Genomic DNA, 20194 nt, shown 5'->3' with positions numbered 1-20194 from the left:
GGCGTCGCGACCATGTCAGTCGCGCGGGATCTCGCGCATCTCGAAGGTCTCGATCGTGTCGCCCTCGCGAATGTCGTTGTACGACCCGAGACCGATACCGCACTCGAAGCCCTCGCGGACCTCGGTGACGTCGTCCTTCTCGCGTCGCAGCGACTCCACCGTGAGGTCGTCGCCGACCACCTTGCCGTCACGCAGCACGCGCGCCTTGGAGTTCCGTCGGATCGTGCCCGACCGGATGATCGAGCCGGCGATGTTGCCGAACTTCGAGGACCGGAACACCTGGCGGATCTCGGCGGTGCCGAGCTGCGCCTCCTCGTACTCCGGCTTGAGCATGCCCTTGAGGGCCGCCTCGATGTCGTCGATCGCCTGGTAGATCACCGAGTAGAACTTGACCTCGACACCCTCGCGATCCGCGAGCTCCTCGACACGCTCGCCGAAGCGGACGTTGAAGCCGAGGATCACGGCGTTGTCGACGGTGGCGAGGTTCACGTCGTTCTGCGTGATCGCACCGACACCGCGGTGGATGACCCGCAGGTCGACCTCGTCGCCCACGTCGATCTTGAGCAGCGCGTCCTCCAGCGCCTCCACGGCACCGGACACGTCGCCCTTGAGGACCAGGTTGAGGGTCTCGACCTTGCCCTGCTCGAGCGCCTTGGTGAAGTCCTCGAGGCTGATGCGCTTGCGGCGCTTGGCCAGGAGGGCGGCACGCTCGGCGGCCTCGCGCTTCTCCGCGATCTGGCGGGCCGTCCGCTCGTCGGGCGCCACCAGGAAGGCGTCGCCCGCGCTCGGCACGGAGGCCAGGCCGAGCACCTGGACCGGACGCGCCGGACCGGCCTCGGTCACGGACTCGCCGTGCTCGTCGAACATGGCGCGGACGCGGCCGTGGGCGGTGCCGGCGACGATCGCGTCGCCGACGCGCAGGGTGCCGGACTGCACCAGGACGGTGGCCACGGAACCGCGGCCCTTGTCCAGGTGCGCCTCGATCGCGACGCCGCGGGCGTTCTTGTCCGGGTTCGCCCGCAGGTCGAGCGCGGCGTCCGCGGTGAGCAGGACGGCCTCGAGGAGGTCGTCGATGCCCTTGCGCTGCAGCGCCGAGACGTCGACGAACATCGTGTCGCCGCCGTACTCCTCGGCCACCAGGTTGTACTCGGTGAGCTGCTGGCGGATCTTGGCGGGGTTGGCCCCCTCCTTGTCCACCTTGTTCACCGCGACCACGATCGGCACCTCGGCGGCCTGGGCGTGGTTGAGCGCCTCGACCGTCTGCGGCATCACGCCGTCGTCGGCCGCGACCACGAGGATCGCGATGTCCGTCGACTTCGCACCACGGGCACGCATGGCGGTGAACGCCTCGTGACCCGGGGTGTCGATGAACGTCACCGCACGCTCGGCACCCTCGTGCTCGGTGTGCGCCTGGTAGGCACCGATGTGCTGGGTGATCCCACCCGCCTCACCGGCCACCACGTCGGTCGAGCGGATGGCGTCGAGCAGCTTCGTCTTACCGTGGTCGACGTGACCCATGACGGTCACGACCGGCGGCCGCGGCATCAGGTCCTCGTCGTCCTCGGCGTCGGACTCGGCCTGCAGGTCGATGGCGAAGGACTCGAGCAGCTCGCGGTCCTCCTCCTCGGCGGAGACCATCTCGATCTTGTAGCCGAGCTCCGAACCGAGCGTGACGAAGGTGTCCTCGTCCAGCGACTGCGTCGCCGTGGCCATCTCGCCCAGGTGCAGCAGGACGGTCACGAGCGCCGCCGGGTTCGCGTCGATCCGGTCGGCGAAGTCGTTCAGCGACGAGCCCTGGCGCAGACGCACGAGCGTGTCGCCGTTGCCCCGGGGGACGTTGACGCCGCCCGGGGTCGGCGCCTGCATCTGCTCGAACTCCTGGCGCTTCGCCCGCTTCGACTTGCGGCCGCGGACCGGCTTGCCGCCGGCCCGGCCGAACGCACCCTGCGTGCTGCCGCGACCGGCACCACCGCGACCGCGGAAGCCGCCGCCGCCACCGGGACGGAACCCGCCGCGACCGCCACCGGGACCGCCCGGTGCGCCGCCGGGACCGCCGCCACGACCGCGACCGCCACGACCGCCCGCCGCGGGGCGCTCGCCCGGACGCGGCATGCTGGTCTTGCCGGGCATCATGCCCGGGTTCGGGCGCGGACCGCCGGGGCGGGGCGCGGCCGGACGCGGACCGCCGGAACGCTCGGTCGGCTTGCCCTCACCGCGGGCCGGCCGCTGCTGCTGCATGCCCTGCTGCGAGGAGAACGGGTTGTTGCCGGGGCGCGGGCCGCCGGAACGCTGCATGCCCTGCTGCGAGGCGTACGGGTTGTTGCCGGGGCGCGGCTGACCGCCGCGACCACCCCGCTGCTGGCCGGGCTTGCCGCCCGAGCGCGGTGCGCCACCCGGCTTGGGAGCACCCGGCTTGGGAGCGGCGCCGGGCTTCGGCGCGGCACCCGGCTTGGGGGCCTCGGCGGGCGTCGGCGCGGCAGCACCCGGCTTGGGGGCCTCGGCGGGCGTCGGCGCGGCAGCACCCGGCTTGGGGGCCGCACCCGGCGACGGCGCGGCACCCGGCGCGGGCGCCTCGGCCGGCGTCGGTGCCGCGGCACCCGGCTTCGGGGCGGGCTCCTGCGCCGCGGGCTTCGGCCCGGGCTTCTGGGCTGCCGGCTTCTGCGCTCCGGGCTTCCTGGCCGCGGGCTTGTCGCCCTGGCCGCCGCCGGCGCCCGCGAACTTGTCGCGCATCGTGCGCTCGACCGGTGCTTCGAGCGTCGACGACGCCGACCGGACGAACTCCCCTGAGGCCTTCAGCTCGGCCAGCAAGGTCTTGCTCTCCACCCCGAGCTGCTTCGCCAGCTCGTGGACGCGGATCTTCGCCACATCTCTCCTGTCTCGGCCCTACCGAGACAGGCAGGACCGTCGTTAGTACCGAGTACTCATCGCTGGGGACTCATCGGGTGCCCATCGGCTTCTGACCCGCTTCCTTGTCGATGTACGCGTGGTGCGGCCGGGCGATGGCGCCCGGTCGCGACGTGAGCGGCACCGTCGGTGCCGCTCGGGTCGTCAACGGTCCTGCTGCTCCAGATATGCCCGCACCTCGTCCAGGTCGAGCGGTCCGGCGACGCGCAGCGCGCGCGGCACGGCCCGCCGTCGCCGGGCGAGCTCCAGGCAGGCGAGGTCCGGATGGATCCAGGCCCCGCGCCCCGGCATGCTGCCCCGTTTGTCGACCACGAGCCGAGGCTCGCGGTCCGACGGCGAGAGCACCAGCCGCAGGAGATCCGACCGCAGGTCGCGTCCCCGGCAGCCGACGCAGGTGCGCAGCGGACCGGTCTCCCGGGGTGCGTTGCGCGGGCATGCGACGGACTGGGTTCGCGACCCGATCGGCCCTAGTCTAACGCCACTGCTCGCCGGCCCCGAGCTCACGCCACCTCGTCGGGCCCGACGGCCACGGCCGGGACGTCCCCGCCCTCGTCCGAGCGGATGTCGATGCGCCAGCCCGTCAGCTTGGCGGCAAGCCGGGCATTCTGCCCTTCCTTGCCGATGGCGAGCGAGAGCTGGTAGTCCGGCACGACCGCGCGGGCGGCCTTCGCGTCGGCGTCCACGACGGTGACGGAGCTCACACGCGCGGGCGACAGGGCGTTGGCCACGAAGCGGGCCGGGTCCTCGCTGTGGTCGACGATGTCGATCTTCTCGCCGTGCAGCTCCGCCATCACCGCGCGCACCCGCGACCCCATCGGTCCGATGCAGGCGCCCTTGGCATTGAGGCCGGACACCTTCGAGCGCACCGCGAGCTTGGTGCGGTGACCGGCCTCGCGGGCCACCGCCATGATCTGGACCGAGCCGTCCGCGATCTCCGGGACCTCGAGCTCGAACAGCTTGCGCACGAGGTTGGGGTGGGTCCGGCTGAGGGTCACCTGCGCGCCCTTCATGCCGCGCGAGACCTCCACGACGTAGGCGCGCAGCCGCTCGCCGTGCGTGTAGACCTCCCCGGGCACCTGCTCGTGCGGCGGGAGGACGGCCTCGGTGCCGCCCACGTCGACCAGGACGACGCGCGGGTCGCGACCCTGCTGGATGACGCCCGCGAGGACCTCGCCCTCCTTGCCGCGGAACATCCCGAGCACCTGGTCGTCCTCGGCGTCACGCAGGCGCTGGACGATGACCTGGCGGGCCGTGGCCGTCGCGATGCGGCCGAAGTCCGCCGGGGTGTCGTCGAACTCCGGACCGGGCTCGACCGTCCCGCGCCCCTCCGGGTCCTCCGGGTCGGGCGTCCGGATCTGCTCGCGGGCCCAGACCGTCACGTGGCCCGAGGTGCGGTCCAGCTCGACGCGGGCGTGCTGGTAGGCGTCCGGCGTGCGGTGGTAGGCGGAGAGCAGGGCCTGCTCGATGGCTTCGACCAGGACGTCCAGGCTGATCTCACGCTCCCGCTCCAGCAGCCTCAGCGTGCTCATGTCGATGTCCATCGTCAGCCCTCCTCACCCTCGCGGGCGGCGCCCGCGTCGTCGTCGCCGAGCCTGGTCAGCTCGACCTCCACCTTGCCGCGGCGCACCGCGGACCGCGGCAGACGCGTCCCGTCGGCCAGCACGAGCTCGACGTCGTCCCCCTCATCGACCACGTCGAGCAGGCGCCCGCGCACCTCGTCGCCGTCCGTCGTCGTCAGGCGGACCAGGCGACCCCGCGCACGCCGGAAGTGGCGCGCCCGGGTCAGCGGGCGCGTGGCGCCCGGCGTCGAGACCTCGAGCGTGTAGCGCCCGGGCACGACGTCGGCCTCGTCGAGCACCGCCGAGATCGAGCGGGACGCCTCGGCCAGCCGGTCCGAGTCCAGCTCGCCCTCGACGTGCTCGGGCAGGTCGAGGGTGATCCGCACGACGGACCGGTCCCCCGCGCGCGTGGCGTGCACGTCCTCCAGGTACAGCCCGGCGGCGTCGACCACCGGTTCGACCACCGACCGGACGCGCGTGTCCGACGCACGGCTCCGCTCTGCTGCCATCGATGCCTCCCGAGGGTGATTCCCGCGCCGGGACGTCCCGCGGCCGGTGTGTCGTTGTGTGTCGTCCCAGCGTAACGAACACCTCGGGCCGCGCGTGCCCGACGAACCCCGGCAGCCACGGGAGGAACGTCACAGCGACGCACCCCGACGTGGCAAGATCGACCTCGATGGAACCGCACCACGTCACCCCACCGGGCCGCCGCCGTCTCCGGGCGCTCGCCGGCCTGCTGGCCGTCGCGGTCCTCGCCGGGTGCGGGCTGCGCCTCGAGACCCCGCCGCCGGCGGAGCCCGTGCCCGACGCGCTCGAGATCGTGCGGCGCACCGCGGTGTCCGACGCCCTCTACGTGGCCGACCAGGCCGACGCGGTCGTCGACCGCCTCGACGGGCGCCGTGCCCGCCTCACCGCCGAGCTGGAACGCGTCGCCGCGGACTCCCGTGCGCAGGCCGCCCAGCTCGGCGGCGTCTACGACTCCGGTCTGGAGCCGACGGAGCCGCCCACCGGCTCCCCGGCACCCAGCTCGGAGCCCGTGCAGGCCCAGGACGTGGTCGACGCCCTCGTGGACGCCTCCGGCCGGAGCCGGACCGCGGCCAGCACGACCGTCGAGGGCCCGCTGGCCCGCCTCCTCGCCTCGATCGGCGCCGCCCAGGCGGTCTCCGCCCAGCGCGTCGGGGCGTACACCGACGCCGGCCCACCGCCGACGCAGGTCGCGACGGTGCCCGCCCCCGACGGCACGGCCATCGTGGAGGTCGAGCCGTCCGGGGAGTCCCCCGCGGCCGATGCCGCCGGGTCCGCCGGGTCCGGGCTGGCGGCCCTGACGGCCGCGTCCCCCTCCCCGTCCCCGTCGGCCACCGACGACGGCGAGGTGTCCAGCACCGGCGGAGACTCCGACGCCCCGGCGCCGCTGCCACGGGGCCTGACCGCCGCCGACCTGAGCACGCTGGTCGCCTCGGAGGACTCGGCGGCGTACGCGCTGCGGCTGCGCGCCGCCCTGCGCACCGACGACCGGCGCGCCGCACTGGCCGGACGCGCCGACACGCACGGCGCGCGCAGCGAAGCCTGGGCGCTCCTCGCCGGGACCGCCGGCACGGCCCAGGACCCCCGCCGCGTCGCCTACGCCGTCCCCCGCGGGGCCGGCGACGGCGCGCTCGTGCGCAGCGTGGAGAACGACCTGGCCACCACGTACGCCACCATCGTGGGGACGACCGCCCCGGACACCCGCGGCGCCCTGGTCGACCTCCTCGTCGACTGCGCCCTCGCCCTGGAGGCGTGGGGCGCCGAGCCCGTGCCGTTCCCGGGCCTGCCGGAGCAGGCGGACGACGCCGGGTAGCGGGCGACGCGGGGCGCCCGCCCTCAGCCCGCCAGCAGCTCCGTGACCCGCTCGACCACCGTCGGCACCGCCCGGTCCACCGGGACCTGCACCGCCTCGCCGGCGCGGGGACGGACCTCCACGACGCCGTCGGCGAGCCCGCGGCCGACCACGAGGACCAGCGGCACCCCGAAGAGCTCGGCGTCCGCGAACTTCACGCCCGGCGAGACCTTGGGGCGGTCGTCGTAGACCACCTCGACGCCCTGTGCCACGAGCCCCGTCGCGATCTCCTCGGCCGCGGCGAACACCTCGGACCCCTTGCCGGTCGCCACGACGTGCACGTGCGCGGGCGCGACGTGGGCCGGCCAGGCCAGCCCGCGCTCGTCGTGGTGGGCCTCGGCGAGCGCCGCCAGCACCCGCGTGACGCCGATGCCGTAGGAGCCCATCGTCACCACGGCCTGCTTGCCGTTCGGGTCGAGCACCTTCAGGTCGAGCGCCTCCGCGTACTTGCGTCCGAGCTGGAAGATGTGGCCGATCTCGATGCCGCGCGCCAGCTCCAGCGGGCCCGAGCCATCCGGGGCCGGGTCCCCGGCCCGCACCTCCGCCGCCTCGATGACGCCGTCGGCGGCGAAGTCGCGCTCGGCGACCAGGTCGAACACGTGCCGGCCGGGCTGGTCGGCGCCGGTGATCCAGCGCGTGCCGGCCACCACCCGGGGGTCGAGCAGGTAGCGGATCGCGGGGCGGGTCTCACCCGACTCGGGGTCGAGGACCTGCTTGCCCTGCGGCCCGAGCACGCCGGGACCGATGTAGCCCTTGACCAGCTCGGGGTGCGCGGCGAAGTCCGTCTCGGTGGCGGGCTCGGCCTCGGCGGGGGCCAGCGACGCCTCGAGCCGCTTGACGTCGACCTCGCGGTCCCCCGGGACGCCGACGACGACGAGCTCGCGGGTGCCGTCGGGCTGGGTCACGGCGAGCACCACGTTCTTGAGCGTGTCCGCGGCCGTCCAGGCGCGGTCGGCCCGGGGGTGGTGGGCGTTGGCGAAGTCCACCAGGGTCTCGATGGTCGGGGTGTCGGGGGTGTCCTCGACGTGCGCCGCCGGGGCGTCGTCGTACCCGAGCGGCTCGGGCACCGGCGTGACGACGGCCTCGACGTTCGCCGCGTACCCGCCGGCCGAGCGCACGAACGTGTCCTCGCCGATCGCCGACGGCGACAGGAACTCCTCCGAGCGCGAGCCGCCCATCGCACCCGACGTCGCGGCCACGACCACGTACTCGAGCCCGAGCCGGGAGAAGATGCGCTGGTAGGCGCCACGCTGCCTGTCGTAGGCGGCCTCCAGCCCGGCGTCGTCGAGGTCGAAGGAGTAGGCGTCCTTCATGATGAACTCGCGTCCGCGGATCAGCCCGGCGCGGGGACGCGCCTCGTCGCGGTACTTGGTCTGGATCTGGTACAGCGCCAGGGGCAGGTCCTTGTACGAGGAGTACAGGTCCTTCACCAGCAGGGTGAACATCTCCTCGTGGGTGGGGGCCAGCAGGTAGTCGGCCTCCTTGCGGTCCTTGAGCCGGAACAGGTTGGGCCCGTACTCGTCCCACCGTCCGGTCGCCTCGTAGGGCTCGCGCGGCAGCAGCGCCGGGAAGTGCACCTCCTGGGCGCCGATGGCGGCCATCTCCTCGCGCACCACGGCCTCGACCTTCGCCAGCACCCGCAGACCCAGCGGGAGCCAGGAGTACACCCCGGGCGCCGCCCGGCGGATGTAGCCGGCTCGCACCAGCAGCCGGTGACTGGCGACCTCGGCGTCGGCCGGGTCCTCGCGCAGGGTACGGACGAACAGGGAGGACAGGCGCAGCAGGTCACCGCTGCGGGCAGCGCCGGAGGCGGACACGATCGACATGCGCACCAGCCTAGCGGCGCCCGGCGGTGGTCCGGCCCGCCGTCCGCGGCCACACTGGAGGCATGCCGGAGCTCCCCGAGGTCGAGGCCCTGGCCCGGTTCCTCGACCGCAGCACGCGTGACCGCACGGTCGTGGCGGCCGACGTCGGTTCGATCGCCGCGCTCAAGACGCACGACCCGCCGACGAGCGCGCTGGTCGACCGGCTCGTGCGGTCCTGGACGCGGCGCGGCAAGTGGCTCGTGCTGGCCACCGGTGGCCCGCACCTGGCCGTCCACCTCGCGCGCGGCGGCTGGGTACGGTGGCACGACCGGGCGCCGACGACGCCGGTGCGGCCCCGGCTCGGCGGCTCCTCGCGCGGGCCGTCCCTGGGTGTCCGGCTGCGGTTCGACGACGGCACCGGGCTCGACGTCACCGAGGCAGGCACGCGGCGGCGCCTGGCCCTGCACGTGGTCGCGGCGCCCGAGGACGTCGAGGCGATCCGCACCCTGGGCGTCGAGCCGCTGTCCGAGGACTTCACCGTCGAGGTCCTGGCCGGGCTGATGCGCGGCCGCAACCAGCAGGTCAAGGGGCTGCTGCGCGACCAGCACGCCGTGGCAGGGATCGGCAACGCCTACTCCGACGAGATCCTGCACGTCGCCCGCGTCTCCCCCTTCGCCCTGACCCGGTCGTTCGACGACGACGCCGTGGTGGCGCTGCACGCCGCCGTCGTGGACACGCTCACCGCGGCCGTCGCCGCGTCGGCCGGGCGTCCGGCGTCGGACCTCAAGGACGCCAAGCGTGCCGGGATGCGCGTGCACGGGCGCACCGGAGAGCCATGCCCGGTCTGCGGGGACACCGTCCGCGAGGTGTCCTTCGCCGACCGGTCGCTGCAGTACTGCCCCACCTGCCAGACCAGCGGCCAAGTCCTGGCCGACCGACGGATGTCCCGGCTGCTGCGCTGAGCCGCGCTGGGTCCGAGCTCCCGGAGACGCCCGGCGGCGACCTCAGAACAGGACGGTCGCGAACGAGCCCGAGCGCTCGAACCCCACGCGGCGGTAGGCCGCGAGCGCCGGTGCGTTGTACGAGTTGACGTACAGCGAGACCACGGGCGCCACGGTGCGCCGGGTGAGCTCGACGACGGCGGCCATCCCGGGCACGGACAGCCCCGAACCGCGCAATGCGGGATCGACCCAGACGCCCTGGACCTGGGCGACGCCGCCCGCCACCGCGCCGAGCTCCGCCTTGAACACGACGCGGGGCCCGTCGGGGCCGTCGTCGACCCGGACGAACGAGCGGCCCTCGGTGATGAGCGACCGTACGCGCGCGGCGTACGCGCTGCCCCCGCTCGCCACCGGCGAGTAGCCGACCTCTTCGGTGAACATGCGCACGCAGGCGGGCAGCACGAGCTCGAGCTCGTCGGGGCGCGAGCGCCGCACGTGCGGGTCCGGGGCCACGTCGGGGGCGCGGTCGATCACCAGCGAGGGCTGGTCGGTGCGGACCTCGCGCGGGGGCGGCCACACGCGGGACAGCAGCTCCCACAGGCGCAGCGTGGCGCGCTGCTCACCCACGACGGAGCTGGACCGGCGTCCCTGCTGGCGCGCGACCGCCGCGAAGGCCGCCACGGCGTCGTCCGCCTCGGCCCGCGAGAGCGTGCTCGGGACCACGGGCACCAGGTTGGCCCCGGCCCAGCAGACGGCCTGCAGGGGGCCCTCCTCGGGGTAGCCCCACACCTGGCCGCCCGCCGCGGCGAGCCCGGCACGGTCGGCGACGTCGAGACGGCTGGCGGCCAGGACGGACGCGACGGGGTCGACGGCGCAGACGCCGCGGGCCTCGGCCACCGCCTCGGGACCGAGCACGCGCGCGACGGGGCCCCGGCGCCCCTCGGGCGCTCGGGCCCCGCGCACCGCCGGTCGCCACCCCATCGTCCCCGCCTCCTCGCCGCCCGGACCCTCGGCCGCCGTCTCAGGACACCGTGACGACCGGGGCGCCCGCCTGGGCGTCGTTCTCGGGTGCCGGCATCTCCTCGGCGATGCGCAGGGCCTCCTCGATGAGCGTCTCGACGATCATCGCCTCGGGGACGGTCTTGATGACCTCGCCCTTGACGAAGATCTGGCCCTTGCCGTTGCCGGAGGCGACGCCGAGGTCGGCCTCGCGGGCCTCGCCCGGACCGTTGACGACACAGCCCATGACGGCCACCCGCAGCGGGACCGCCATGCCCTCGAGTCCTGCGGTGACCTTCTCCGCCAGCTCGTAGACGTCGACCTGGGCCCGCCCGCAGGAGGGGCAGGAGACGATCTCGAGCTTGCGCTCGCGCAGGTTCAGGGCCTGCAGGATCTGGATGCCGACCTTGACCTCCTCGACCGGCGGCGCCGACAGCGAGACGCGGATGGTGTCGCCGATGCCCTGGCTCAGCAGCGCACCGAACGCGGTGGCCGACTTGATGGTCCCCTGGAACGCCGGACCGGCCTCCGTGACGCCGAGGTGCAGCGGCCAGTCGCCGCGCTCGGACAGCAGCTCGTAGGCGCGGACCATGACCACCGGGTCGTTGTGCTTGACGGAGATCTTGAAGTCGTGGAAGTCGTGCTCCTCGAAGAGGCTCGCCTCCCACACGGCCGACTCGACGAGGGCCTCCGGGGTGGGCTTGCCGTACTTCTGCAGGAGACGCTTGTCGAGGGAGCCGGCGTTGACGCCGATCCGCAGCGAGGTGCCGTGGTCCTTGGCGGCCTGCGCGATCTCCTTGACCTGGTCGTCGAACTTCTTGATGTTGCCGGGGTTGACGCGCACCGCCGCACATCCCGCCTCGATGGCCGCGAAGACGTACTTCGGCTGGAAGTGGATGTCGGCGATCACCGGGATCTGCGACTTCTTCGCGATGATCGGCAGGGCCTCGGCGTCGTCCTGCGTGGGGCAGGCCACGCGCACGATGTCGCAGCCGGCGGCCGTCAGCTCGGCGATCTGTTGGAGGGTGCCGTTGATGTCGGTGGTCTTGGTGGTCGTCATCGACTGGACGCTCACCGGGGCGTCGCCACCGACGTAGACGTCGCCGACCTTGATCTTCCGGGTCGCGCGGCGCGGGGCGAGCGTGGGAGCGGGCGGTGCGGGCATGCCGAGGTTCACTGCAGTCACGGGGTCAGTATCGCGCCTCCCGGCCGGTGCCACACAGCCCACGGCGCATCGTCACCCGATCGTGGCCGGATCGTGCGCGAGGTCTTCACACCTCAGAACAGCCGGACCGGGTCCACGACGTCCGCGATCATCAGCACCGCCCCCACGCCGATCAGCGCGACGAACATCACGTAGGCGACCGGCATCATGCGGGCCACGTCGGCCGGGCCGGGCAGCGTGCGCCCGCGCGCCCGGGCCACGCTGCGCCGCGCCCCCTCGTAGAGCGCGTTGACCACGTGCCCGCCGTCGAGCGGCAGCACGGGGATCAGGTTGAACATGAACAGGGCGATGTTCAGCGAGGCGAGCAGCATGAGCATGAGCTGGACGCGGGCGAGCACCGAGTAGTCCTCGGCCCCGGCCGTGTCGACGGCCGCGCGCCCCACGCCGACGACGGACATCACCGAGTCCTGCGAGCGCGGCGCGTCGGTGAAGGCCTCGTACGCGGCGTCGTAGATGCGCACCGGCAGCGTCACGATCGCGTGGGCGGTCCCCGAGACCTGGAGCCACACCGCCTCGGGCACCGACGACACGGGCAGCGCCTGGCGTTCGACGCTCGAGGTCACCCCGAGCAGGGCGCCGTCGACCATGACCGGCTCGCCCGCGTCGTCGGTGACGGGGTAGCCGTCGTCGTCCGTCAGCGGTCGCTCGGCCGGTTCCGGGGTGACGGTGAGCTCGACCCGCCGGCCGTCGCGCTCCACGACCAGCGGCACCTGCTCGCCGGCGGCGTCGTTGATCATGCCCACGAGCTGGGACCAGTCCTCCACCGGGGCGCCGTCGAACGCGACCACCTCGTCGCCCGCCTGCACGCCCGCCGTCGCGGCCGCGGAGTCCGCACCGACCTCCTCGACCGTGGTCGTCGCCGTCGGCATCCCGATCCCGAGGAAGACGACGGCCAGCAGCACCACGGCGATGACGAGGTTCATCACCGGGCCGCCCAGCATCACCACGAGCTTCTTGGGCGTCGACAGGTGGTAGAAGGCGCGGCGCTCCTCCCCCGAGCGGATCTCGCTGACGCTCGCGTCCCGCGCGTCGGCGATCACGCGGGAGAAGAACCCGTTCCCCGGACGCGTCCCCGCGGGCGCCGGCGGCATCATCCCGACCAGGCGGACGTAGCCGCCCAGCGGGATCGCCTTGAGGCCGTACTCCGTCTCACCACGCTTGCGCGACCACAGCGTGGGCCCGAAACCGACCATGTACTCGCTGACGCGCACGCCGAACTTCTTGGCGGGCACCATGTGACCCACCTCGTGCAGGGCGATCGAGACGAGGATGCCGAGCACCACGACCACGATGCCGACGACGACCGGGAGGATGTTCACGACACCGAGGGTAGGCGACGATCCTGGGAGCGCGTGCGGAACGGCATCAGCGCCGGGCCAGGAGCTCGTCCGCCCGGGACCGCGCCCACGTCTCGGCGCCCTCGACCGCCTCGAGCGTCGCGTCGGCGGCGGCCACGCCGTCGTGCTCGCCCAGCACCCGCTCGACGGTGTCGACGATGTCGAGGAACCCGATCCGACCCGCCAGGAAGGCGTCGACGCCCTGTTCGTTGGCGGCGTTGAACACCGCGGGGTGCGTGGCCGACGCCGCGGCCGCGGACCGCGCCAGGTCGACGGCGGGGAAGGTCGCCGCGTCGAGGGGCTCGAACGTCCAGCTCGTCGCCCGCGTCCAGTCGCACGGCGGGGAGACCACGTCGAGCCGGTCCGGCCACGACAGGCCCAGCGCGATCGGCAGGCGCATGTCCGGCGGGGAGGCCTGCGCGATCGTCGACCCGTCGCAGAACTCCACCATCGAGTGCACCACCGACTGCGGGTGCACCACCACCGTGATGTCGTCGGTGGGCACGTCGAACAGCAGGTGCGCCTCGATGAGCTCGAGACCCTTGTTCATCAGCGACGCGGAGTTCACGGTCACGACCGGCCCCATCGCCCACGTGGGGTGCTGCAGCGCCTGCTCGGCGGTGACCGTCGCGATCTCGTCGCGGGCCCGGCCGCGGAACGGCCCGCCGGACGCGGTGAGGATCAGCCGACGCACCTCGCTGCGGTCCGGGGCGTGCGCCCCGCCGCGCAACGCCTGCGCGATCGCGGAGTGCTCGGAGTCCACGGGCACGATCTGGTCCGGGTGCGCGAGCGCCTTGACCAGGGCCCCGCCGACGACCAGCGACTCCTTGTTCGCCAGCGCCAGCGTCGAACCGGCGCGCAGTGCCGCCAGGGTGGGGCGGAGCCCGACGGAGCCCGTGATGCCGTTGAGCACGACGTCGGAGCCCCGGCCGGCGAGGTCCGCCGCGGCACCGGGACCGACCAGGACCTCGGTCCGACGGGCCTGCGGCCCGCCGAGGCGGGCGACCAGCGCGTCGCGCAGGTCGTCCGCTCGCGCGGCGTCCGCCACGGCGATCGTCCGCACACCGAGGCGCGCCGCCTGCTCGGCGAGCAGACCGACGTCGGACCCCCCGGCGCTGATCCCCTCGACGACGTAACGACCGGGGTGGGCCGTCACGACGTCGATCGCCTGGGTGCCGATCGAGCCGGTGGACCCCAGCAGGGTGACGGTGCGGGTGCTCATCACTCGACGCCGAGCAGCACCTCGATGGCCCGTGCCAGGAACTTGTCCACGGGCTCCTCGGCGTAGGCGTTCGCGCCCTTGGCGCGTCCGAACGTGGCCGAGCGCAGCTCGGCGGCGGTCAGCGGCTCCTGCCGGTCGAAGTAGCCGACCAGGCGGTCGCAGATCGCGTCGACGTCGTCCATGTCGTAGCCCTGCTGCCCGCGGTCCGCCGGCGCGAACTTCGACCCGTCCGGGCGGCCGAGGCGGCCGTAGAGGGTGCGCGCCCGCTCGGCCAGCGCGGCCATCCACGCCTCCTGGCCGTGGGAGTTGACGAACTCGGCCCGCTGCCGGGCGATGAAGGCGCCCTCGAGCCGGTCCAGCGCGGCGTCCACCTCGTGGGTGTTGTACCCGCCGCGGATCAGCTCGAACGTGGACCCGGCGATGTCCGCGTTGGTCATCGGCTCGGGCGTGCGACCCTCGTACGCCTGCCGGGCGTGGTCGAAGAAGTCGTCGACCTCGTCGGGGTCGTACCCCTGACGCGTCTTCGACACGGTTGAAAAGAGCGTGCTGCTCACTCGTCGTCCTCCTCGGCGGCCAGCTGCCCGCAGGCGCCGTCGATGTCGCTCCCGCGGGTGTCACGGATGGTGGTGGGGATGCCGTGCCCGCGCAATCGTGCCACGAACTCCTCCTCCACGGAACGCTCGGACGCGGTCCAGATGGAGCCGGGCGTCGGGTTCAGCGGGATCGGGTTGATGTGCACCCACCCCCTGCCGCGCGCGTTGAGCTTCTCGGCCAGCAGGTCGGCTCGCCAGCCCTGGTCGTTCATGTCCTTGATGAGGGCGTACTCGATCGACACGCGTCGGCCGGTGACCTCGTAGTAGTGCCGGGCGGCGTCGATCGCCTCGTCCACGCTGAACCGGGTGTTGATCGGCACGAGCTCGCTGCGCAGGTCGTCGTCGGGCGCGTGCAACGACAGCGCCAGGGTGACCGGGATGCCCAGGTCGGCGAGCTTGCGCATCGCCGGCACCAGGCCGACCGTCGAGACCGTGATGTTGCGTGCCGACATCCCGAAACCCTCGGGCTGCGGCGCGACGAGCGCCTTGACCGTCTCGATGACCGCGCGCGGGTTGGCCAGCGGCTCCCCCATCCCCATGAACACCAGGTTGTTGAGGCGCGCCGGGCCGCCCGGGATCTCGCCGCGGTCCAGCGCCCGGAAAGCGGCCCGCACCTGCTCGAGGATCTCCGCCGTGGACAGGTTCCGCGTCAGCCCGAGCTGACCGGTGGCGCAGAACGGGCAGGCCATGCCGCAGCCGGCCTGCGACGACACGCACAGGGTGGTGCGGTGCGGGTAGCGCATCAGCACCGACTCGACCTTGGCGTCGTCGAACAGGTGCCACAGGGTCTTGACGGTGGTGCCGCCGTCGGCCTCCATGCGCCGCGTGGGCCGGATGAGCGGCGGGAACATCGTCGTCGCCAGCTCGTCCCGCGTCGCCTTCGGCAGGTCGGTCATCTCCGCCGGGTCCGAGGTGAAGTGCGTGAAGTAGTGCGCCGCGAGCTGCTTGGCACGGAACGGCTTCTCCCCCAGCTCGGCCACGGAGGCGGCCCGCTGCTCGGCGGTCAGGTCCGCGAAGTGCCGCGGCGGCTTCCCCCGACGCCGCGGGGCCATCTGCAGCGGGATCGGCGTGGTCTCGTCCGAGGGCCGGACGGCGGGGATGCCGAGCTCGGCCGATCCGGCGGCGGGTGTCGTTGCCATGTCAGGTTCCTTCAGGTCAGACGGTCGCGGCCAGCACGAGGTAGACGAACGGGACGGTGATCAGCAGGGAGTCGAGGCGGTCCAGGACACCGCCGTGCCCCGGCAGGAGCGAGCCCATGTCCTTGAGCTCCAGGTCGCGCTTGATGAGCGACTCGGCCAGGTCGCCGGCCGTCGCGGTCAGGGCGACCAGGCAGCCGAGCGCCACCCCCCACGCCCAGGACACGTCGAGCACCCACACGGCACCGGACACGCCGACGGCCACCGCCAGCAGCACCGAGCCCGCCAGCCCCTCCCAGCTCTTCTTGGGGCTGATCGACCGGGCCAACGGGTGCCGCCCGAACACCACGCCCGCGACGTAGCCCCCGACGTCGTTGGCGACGCCGAGCAGGATGAAGAGCACGACCCGCCACTCGCCGTCGGGCTGGTCCAGGATCAGCAGGACGAAACCCGCCAGGAACGGCAGGTACGTCGCCGCGAAGACCGCGGCCGCGGCGTCGCGCAGCGCCCGCGGCCCCGACCCGTCCAGGACGCGCCACACGACGACGGCGCCGACGGTCAGCACGTAGGCCACCAGCAGCGCCTCGGGACCCGCCAGGTAGGCGGACACGGCCATGCCGACGCCGCCGACGGCCAGCGGCGTGAACGGGACCTGGATGTCCCGGCGGGCGAACGCCGCCCGGAGCTCCCACAGCGCCGCGGTCTGCGCGACGACGACGAGGGCGACGAACGGCTCGGGACGGAACCACAGGGACGCGGCGACGAGGAGGAGCAGCCCCACCCCGACCGCCACCGCCGCCGGCAGGTTGCGGCCGGCGCGGGACGGCTTGCGCGGCGCGTCGACGGGTGACATCAGACCTCGAGCAGCTCGCTCTCCTTGCCGGCGAGCAGCTGGTCGACCAGGTCCACGTGCTTCTTGGTCAGGGCCTCCAGCTCCTTCTCCGCGCGCGCACCCTCGTCCTCGCCGACCTCGCCGTCCTTGACCAGCTTGTCGAGCTGCTCCTTGGCCTTGCGGCGCACGCCGCGCACGGAGATGCGGGCGTCCTCCGCCTTGGTCTTGGCGAGCTTGACGTAGTCGCGCCGCCGCTCCTCGGTCAGGGTCGGCATGATGACGCGGATCTGGTTGCCGTCGTTGGACGGGTTCACCCCGAGGTCCGACTCCCGCAGCGTCTTCTCCACGGCCGCCATCGAGCTCTTGTCGAACGGCGTGATGAGGACCGTGCGCCCGTCCGGGATGTTGAACGAGGCGAGCTGCTGCAGCGGCGTCGGCGCGCCGTAGTAGTCCACCTCGAGGGAGGAGAACATGCCGGCGTTGGCGCGGCCGGTGCGGATCCCGCCGAACTGCTCCTTGGCGACCTCGATCGCCGTGTCCATCTTCTCCTCGGCCTCGAGGAGGGTGTCGTCGATCACCCGGTGCTCCTTGCGTCGTGACGTGTGTCGGGGGTTGGTGTGGCCTGGCCGTGCTCAGCGGGTGGTGACCGCGGTACCGATCTTTTCGCCGAGCAGTGCACGGGTCACGTTACCGGTCCGCTCGAGCCCGAAGACGCGCATGCGCACGTCGTTGTCGCGGCACAGGGACAGCGCCGTGGCGTCCATGACGTTCAGGTCGCGCACCAGCGCGTCGGTGTAGGTCACGTGCTCGAGGCGCTGCGCGTCCGGGTCTTTGCGGGGGTCGGCGGTGTAGACCGCGTCCACGCCGTTCTTGCCCATGAGCACCTCGTCGCAGTGGGTCTCCAGCGCGCGCTGGACCGAGACGGTGTCCGTGGAGAAGTACGGCATGCCCGCACCGGCGCCGAAGATCACCACGCGGCCCTTCTCCAGGTGCCGGATCGCGCGCAGCGGGATGTACGGCTCGGCGACCTGCCCCATCGTGATCGCCGTCTGGACGCGGGTCTTGACCCCGTCCTGCTCCAGGAAGTCCTGCAGGGCCAGGCAGTTCATGACCGTGCCGAGCATGCCCATGTAGTCGGCGCGGGCACGGTCCAGACCGGCCCGCGAGAGCTCGGCCCCGCGGAAGAAGTTGCCGCCGCCGACCACGATGGCGACCTGGACACCCTGCCGCACCGCCGCGCCGATCTCCTGGGCCACGCGCCGCACCACGTCCGTCGCGAGACCCACGCTGCCGCCGCCGAACGTCTCGCCGGACAGCTTCAGCAGCACCCGCCGGGTCCCGGCGTCCTTCGCCGGGAGCTGGCCGGCACCCGCCGGCGCCGGCTCGGGCCGCGCCGCCGCGCCGCCGGTCGCGACCGCGTCCGCCGGGAGGGAATCCGTCTTGCCACCGTCCGTCATGCCACCGTCCATCTCTGTGCGCGCCCGGCGTGCCGGCCGGGTCGGTGTCTCCTGGCGCATCCTGGCACCGGATGCGGGCGCCCGCCCCTCGGGGCACCGGGCTCGCGGCACGGTCGCCCGGGCGGACGCGCGACGGCCCGGCCACGCCGGGTGGCGTGGCCGGGCCGGAACAGCGTCAGTTGCCGACGCGGAAGCGCTCGAAACCGATGAGCGAGCCACCGGTCGCGGCGACGTGCTTGCCGACGGTCGTCTTGGTGTCCTTCGCCAGCGGCTGGTCCACCAGGACGGCCTCCTTGAAGAAGCCGTTGAGGCGACCCTCGACGATCTTGGGCAGCGCCGCCTCCGGCTTGCCCTCGGCGATGGAACGCTCGCGCGCGATCTCGCGCTCCTTGTCGACGACGTCGGCGGGGACGTCCTCGCGCGTGAGGTACTGCGGGGCCAGCGCCGCGACGTGCTGGGCCACGTCCTTGGCGACCGGCTCGGCCGTCTCGTCCGTGACGACCAGGACGCCGATCGACGGCGGCAGGTCCTTGGCGGTCTTGTGCAGGTACGCCGTGACCTTCGGGCCCTCGACGCGCACCACACGGCGCAGCACGACCTTCTCGCCCATCGTGGCGCCCTGGGCCGCGATGGTGTCGGCGACCGTGGCCTCACCGGAGGGGGCGGCCAGCGCCGACTCGGCGTCGGTGGCACCGGCGGCCGCGGCGGACTCCAGGACCGACTCGGCCAGGGCGAGGAAGTTCTCGTTCTTGACGACGAAGTCCGTCTCGGCGTTCAGCTCGACCATGGTGGCGACCTGCCCGGCGGCCGAGTCCTCGATCTTCACCGCGACGAGACCCTCGGAGGCCGTGTTGCCCTCGCGCTTGGCCGCCTTGGCCAGGCCCTTCTTGCGGATGATCTCGATGGCCTGGTCGGTGTTGCCCTCGGCCTCGTCGAGCGCCTTCTTGACGTCGAGCATGCCGGCGCCGGTGCGCTCGCGCAGCGCCTTGATGTCAGCGGCGGTGTAGTTCGCCATGGGGGTGATGTCCTCCGTGCTGGTCTGTCGGTGTGCGATGGACGGTGGCGGACCGGCGCGGGCCGGTCCGCCACCGGATCACTCGGACTTCTCGGCGGGCTGCTCGGCGGCGTCCTCGGCCGGCGCGGTCGGCTGCGCGGCGTCGGCCGCCTGGGCGGCCGCGGCCTCGTCGGCCTCGACCTTCTCGCCCTCGGCACCGGCCAGCAGCTCGCGCTCCCACTCGGCCAGCGGCTCGGCCTCGGCCTCGGCCGAGGTGCCCTTCTTGCCGGAGGCGCGCTGCATGAGGCCCTCGGCGACGGCGTCGGCGATCACGCGGGTCAGCAGCGTGACGGACCGGATCGCGTCGTCGTTGCCCGGGATCGCGTAGTCCACGAGGTCCGGGTCGCAGTTGGTGTCCAGGATCGCCACGACGGGGATCCCGAGCTTGCGGGCCTCGTCGACGGCGAGGTGCTCCTTGTTGGTGTCGACGATCCACACCGCGGACGGGGTCTTGGCCATGTCCCGGATGCCGCCCAGGGTGCGCGAGAGCTTGTCCTTCTCGCGACGCAGGACGAGCAGCTCCTTCTTGGTCAGACCCGAGCCGGCGACGTCGTCGAAGTCGATCTCCTCGAGCTCCTTGAGGCGCTGGAGACGCTTGTGCACCGTGGTGAAGTTGGTGAGCATGCCGCCCAGCCAGCGGTGGTTCACGTAGGGCATGCCGACGCGCGAGGCCTGCTCGGCGACGGGCTCCTGGGCCTGCTTCTTGGTGCCGACGAACAGGATCGTGCCACCGTGGGCGACGGTCTGGCTGACGAACTCGTAGGCGCGGTCGATGTAGGACAGCGACTGCTGGAGGTCGACGATGTAGATGCCGTTGCGCTCCGTGAAGATGAACCGCTTCATCTTCGGGTTCCAACGGCGGGTCTGGTGTCCGAAGTGGACACCGCTCTCGAGGAGCTGGCGCATGGTCACGACGGCCATGACTGGTCCTTTCGCCGCGCGGTCCGGGATCCTCCCGGTCCCGCGCGCATCAGGCGACCGCCGCGCGGGGCGGGCGGTCGCGGTGCTTCGGTTGTCGGTGCCGGGCATCGGACCCGTCACCCCTGGCGTCATCCGGGCCGGCACCGCGCGCCGTGGCGCACGGACCGCTGCCAGCACCGGAGCGGCACGACGGGCGGGACCCGCCGAGCGCCGGACATGACGCGCGATGTCGACCCTGCCCGTCCCGCGCCGCCGGGCAGGACAGAACCTGCACGGCGTGTGGGAGGTGGACAGCACTGGTCGCAGCGACGAGTCTACCCGACCGCGCCGCAC

At 73.2% G+C, this 20194-nt stretch carries 18 protein-coding genes; 2 read left to right on the top strand and 16 right to left on the bottom strand.

Annotated elements, in window-relative coordinates; genetic code table 11:
- Window positions 1–15 precede the first annotated feature (15 nt).
- The 4 genes from infB to HDG68_RS11920 form a co-directional block, all read right to left on the bottom strand.
- Window positions 16–2865: a translation initiation factor IF-2 gene (infB, locus tag HDG68_RS11935; protein ID WP_172152376.1), complete on the bottom strand. Its 2850-nt coding sequence runs from the start codon at window positions 2863–2865 to the stop codon at window positions 16–18.
- Between the two features lie 183 nt (window positions 2866–3048).
- A complete protein-coding gene (locus HDG68_RS17130; protein WP_343037554.1) occupies window positions 3049–3249 on the bottom strand; it encodes a DUF448 domain-containing protein in 201 nt (66 codons plus the stop codon).
- 155 nt (window positions 3250–3404) lie between these two features.
- Window positions 3405–4445 (bottom strand): transcription termination factor NusA, encoded by a 1041-nt coding sequence (gene nusA / locus HDG68_RS11925; protein ID WP_172152375.1) that lies wholly within the window; start codon window positions 4443–4445, stop codon window positions 3405–3407.
- A gap of 2 nt (window positions 4446–4447) precedes the next feature.
- Entirely contained in the window at window positions 4448–4972 is a 525-nt protein-coding gene (locus HDG68_RS11920) for a ribosome maturation factor RimP (RefSeq protein ID WP_172152374.1), read from the bottom strand.
- A gap of 167 nt (window positions 4973–5139) precedes the next feature.
- Between HDG68_RS11920 and HDG68_RS11915 the strand changes: the two genes are divergently transcribed.
- Window positions 5140–6300: a DUF4439 domain-containing protein gene (locus tag HDG68_RS11915; RefSeq protein WP_172152373.1), complete on the top strand. Its 1161-nt coding sequence runs from the start codon at window positions 5140–5142 to the stop codon at window positions 6298–6300.
- A gap of 23 nt (window positions 6301–6323) precedes the next feature.
- Here the strand turns inward: HDG68_RS11915 and HDG68_RS11910 are convergent, their stop codons facing one another.
- Window positions 6324–8165, bottom strand: a complete 1842-nt coding sequence (locus tag HDG68_RS11910) for a proline--tRNA ligase (RefSeq protein ID WP_172152372.1) — start codon at window positions 8163–8165, stop codon at window positions 6324–6326.
- A gap of 62 nt (window positions 8166–8227) precedes the next feature.
- On the opposite strand from HDG68_RS11910, the gene HDG68_RS11905 reads away from it, so the two are divergent.
- Window positions 8228–9106 carry an Fpg/Nei family DNA glycosylase gene (locus HDG68_RS11905; RefSeq protein WP_172152371.1) on the top strand — a complete coding sequence of 293 codons (879 nt, stop codon included), beginning with the start codon at window positions 8228–8230 and terminating at the stop codon, window positions 9104–9106.
- Between the two features lie 42 nt (window positions 9107–9148).
- Here the strand turns inward: HDG68_RS11905 and HDG68_RS11900 are convergent, their stop codons facing one another.
- The 11 genes from HDG68_RS11900 to rpsB all read right to left on the bottom strand — a co-directional run bounded on the left by HDG68_RS11900 (window position 9149) and on the right by rpsB (window position 19861).
- A complete protein-coding gene (locus HDG68_RS11900; protein ID WP_172152369.1) occupies window positions 9149–10066 on the bottom strand; it encodes a GNAT family N-acetyltransferase in 918 nt (305 codons plus the stop codon).
- Between the two features lie 40 nt (window positions 10067–10106).
- Entirely contained in the window at window positions 10107–11249 is a 1143-nt protein-coding gene (gene ispG, locus HDG68_RS11895; protein WP_172152601.1) for a flavodoxin-dependent (E)-4-hydroxy-3-methylbut-2-enyl-diphosphate synthase, read from the bottom strand.
- 113 nt (window positions 11250–11362) lie between these two features.
- A complete protein-coding gene (locus HDG68_RS11890) occupies window positions 11363–12628 on the bottom strand; it encodes a site-2 protease family protein (RefSeq protein ID WP_172152367.1) in 1266 nt (421 codons plus the stop codon).
- A 46-nt stretch (window positions 12629–12674) separates the two neighbouring features.
- A complete protein-coding gene (gene dxr / locus HDG68_RS11885) occupies window positions 12675–13868 on the bottom strand; it encodes a 1-deoxy-D-xylulose-5-phosphate reductoisomerase (RefSeq protein WP_172152365.1) in 1194 nt (397 codons plus the stop codon).
- Entirely contained in the window at window positions 13868–14422 is a 555-nt protein-coding gene (locus HDG68_RS11880) for a DivIVA domain-containing protein (RefSeq protein WP_172152363.1), read from the bottom strand. The genes dxr and HDG68_RS11880 overlap by 1 nt, the downstream gene beginning before the upstream one ends.
- Entirely contained in the window at window positions 14419–15600 is a 1182-nt protein-coding gene (gene rlmN, locus HDG68_RS11875; RefSeq protein ID WP_172152361.1) for a dual-specificity RNA methyltransferase RlmN, read from the bottom strand. Before rlmN ends, HDG68_RS11880 begins: the two co-directional genes overlap by 4 nt.
- A 16-nt stretch (window positions 15601–15616) precedes the next feature.
- Window positions 15617–16450, bottom strand: coding sequence for a phosphatidate cytidylyltransferase (locus HDG68_RS11870; protein ID WP_172152359.1), 834 nt, complete (start codon window positions 16448–16450; stop codon window positions 15617–15619).
- Window positions 16450–17007 carry a ribosome recycling factor gene (gene frr / locus HDG68_RS11865; protein WP_172152357.1) on the bottom strand — a complete coding sequence of 186 codons (558 nt, stop codon included), beginning with the start codon at window positions 17005–17007 and terminating at the stop codon, window positions 16450–16452. The genes HDG68_RS11870 and frr overlap by 1 nt, the downstream gene beginning before the upstream one ends.
- Before the next feature lie 54 nt (window positions 17008–17061).
- Window positions 17062–17886, bottom strand: a complete 825-nt coding sequence (gene pyrH / locus HDG68_RS11860) for a UMP kinase (protein ID WP_172152355.1) — start codon at window positions 17884–17886, stop codon at window positions 17062–17064.
- Window positions 17887–18061: 175 nt separating this feature from the next.
- Window positions 18062–18901, bottom strand: coding sequence for a translation elongation factor Ts (gene tsf / locus HDG68_RS11855; RefSeq protein ID WP_172152354.1), 840 nt, complete (start codon window positions 18899–18901; stop codon window positions 18062–18064).
- A 78-nt stretch (window positions 18902–18979) separates the two neighbouring features.
- Complete coding sequence (gene rpsB / locus HDG68_RS11850; protein ID WP_172152353.1) at window positions 18980–19861, bottom strand: 30S ribosomal protein S2; 882 nt, start codon at window positions 19859–19861, stop codon at window positions 18980–18982.
- Between the last annotated feature and the right edge of the window lie 333 nt (window positions 19862–20194).

The sequence above is a fragment of the Isoptericola chiayiensis genome, from assembly GCF_013149805.1.
GTDB classification, from domain to species: domain Bacteria; phylum Actinomycetota; class Actinomycetes; order Actinomycetales; family Cellulomonadaceae; genus Isoptericola; species Isoptericola chiayiensis.
The sequence above is the reverse complement of the archived record's forward strand: the minus strand, read 5'-3'. Positions and strand labels throughout refer to the sequence as shown.

Excerpts from the sequence above, each read along its gene's own strand:
- nusA (WP_172152375.1), bottom strand. The coding sequence starts at position 4,445 with ATGGACATCGACATGAGCACGCTGAGGCTGCTGGAGCGGGAGCGTGAG.
- HDG68_RS11920 (WP_172152374.1), bottom strand. The coding sequence starts at position 4,972 with ATGGCAGCAGAGCGGAGCCGTGCGTCGGACACGCGCGTCCGGTCGGTG.
- HDG68_RS11915 (WP_172152373.1), top strand. The coding sequence starts at position 5,140 with ATGGAACCGCACCACGTCACCCCACCGGGCCGCCGCCGTCTCCGGGCG.
- HDG68_RS11910 (WP_172152372.1), bottom strand. The coding sequence starts at position 8,165 with ATGTCGATCGTGTCCGCCTCCGGCGCTGCCCGCAGCGGTGACCTGCTG.
- HDG68_RS11905 (WP_172152371.1), top strand. The coding sequence starts at position 8,228 with ATGCCGGAGCTCCCCGAGGTCGAGGCCCTGGCCCGGTTCCTCGACCGC.
- HDG68_RS11900 (WP_172152369.1), bottom strand. The coding sequence starts at position 10,066 with ATGGGGTGGCGACCGGCGGTGCGCGGGGCCCGAGCGCCCGAGGGGCGC.
- ispG (WP_172152601.1), bottom strand. The coding sequence starts at position 11,249 with ATGCCCGCACCGCCCGCTCCCACGCTCGCCCCGCGCCGCGCGACCCGG.
- dxr (WP_172152365.1), bottom strand. The coding sequence starts at position 13,868 with ATGAGCACCCGCACCGTCACCCTGCTGGGGTCCACCGGCTCGATCGGC.
- rlmN (WP_172152361.1), bottom strand. The coding sequence starts at position 15,600 with ATGGCAACGACACCCGCCGCCGGATCGGCCGAGCTCGGCATCCCCGCC.
- HDG68_RS11870 (WP_172152359.1), bottom strand. The coding sequence starts at position 16,450 with ATGTCACCCGTCGACGCGCCGCGCAAGCCGTCCCGCGCCGGCCGCAAC.
- pyrH (WP_172152355.1), bottom strand. The coding sequence starts at position 17,886 with ATGACGGACGGTGGCAAGACGGATTCCCTCCCGGCGGACGCGGTCGCG.
- tsf (WP_172152354.1), bottom strand. The coding sequence starts at position 18,901 with ATGGCGAACTACACCGCCGCTGACATCAAGGCGCTGCGCGAGCGCACC.
- rpsB (WP_172152353.1), bottom strand. The coding sequence starts at position 19,861 with ATGGCCGTCGTGACCATGCGCCAGCTCCTCGAGAGCGGTGTCCACTTC.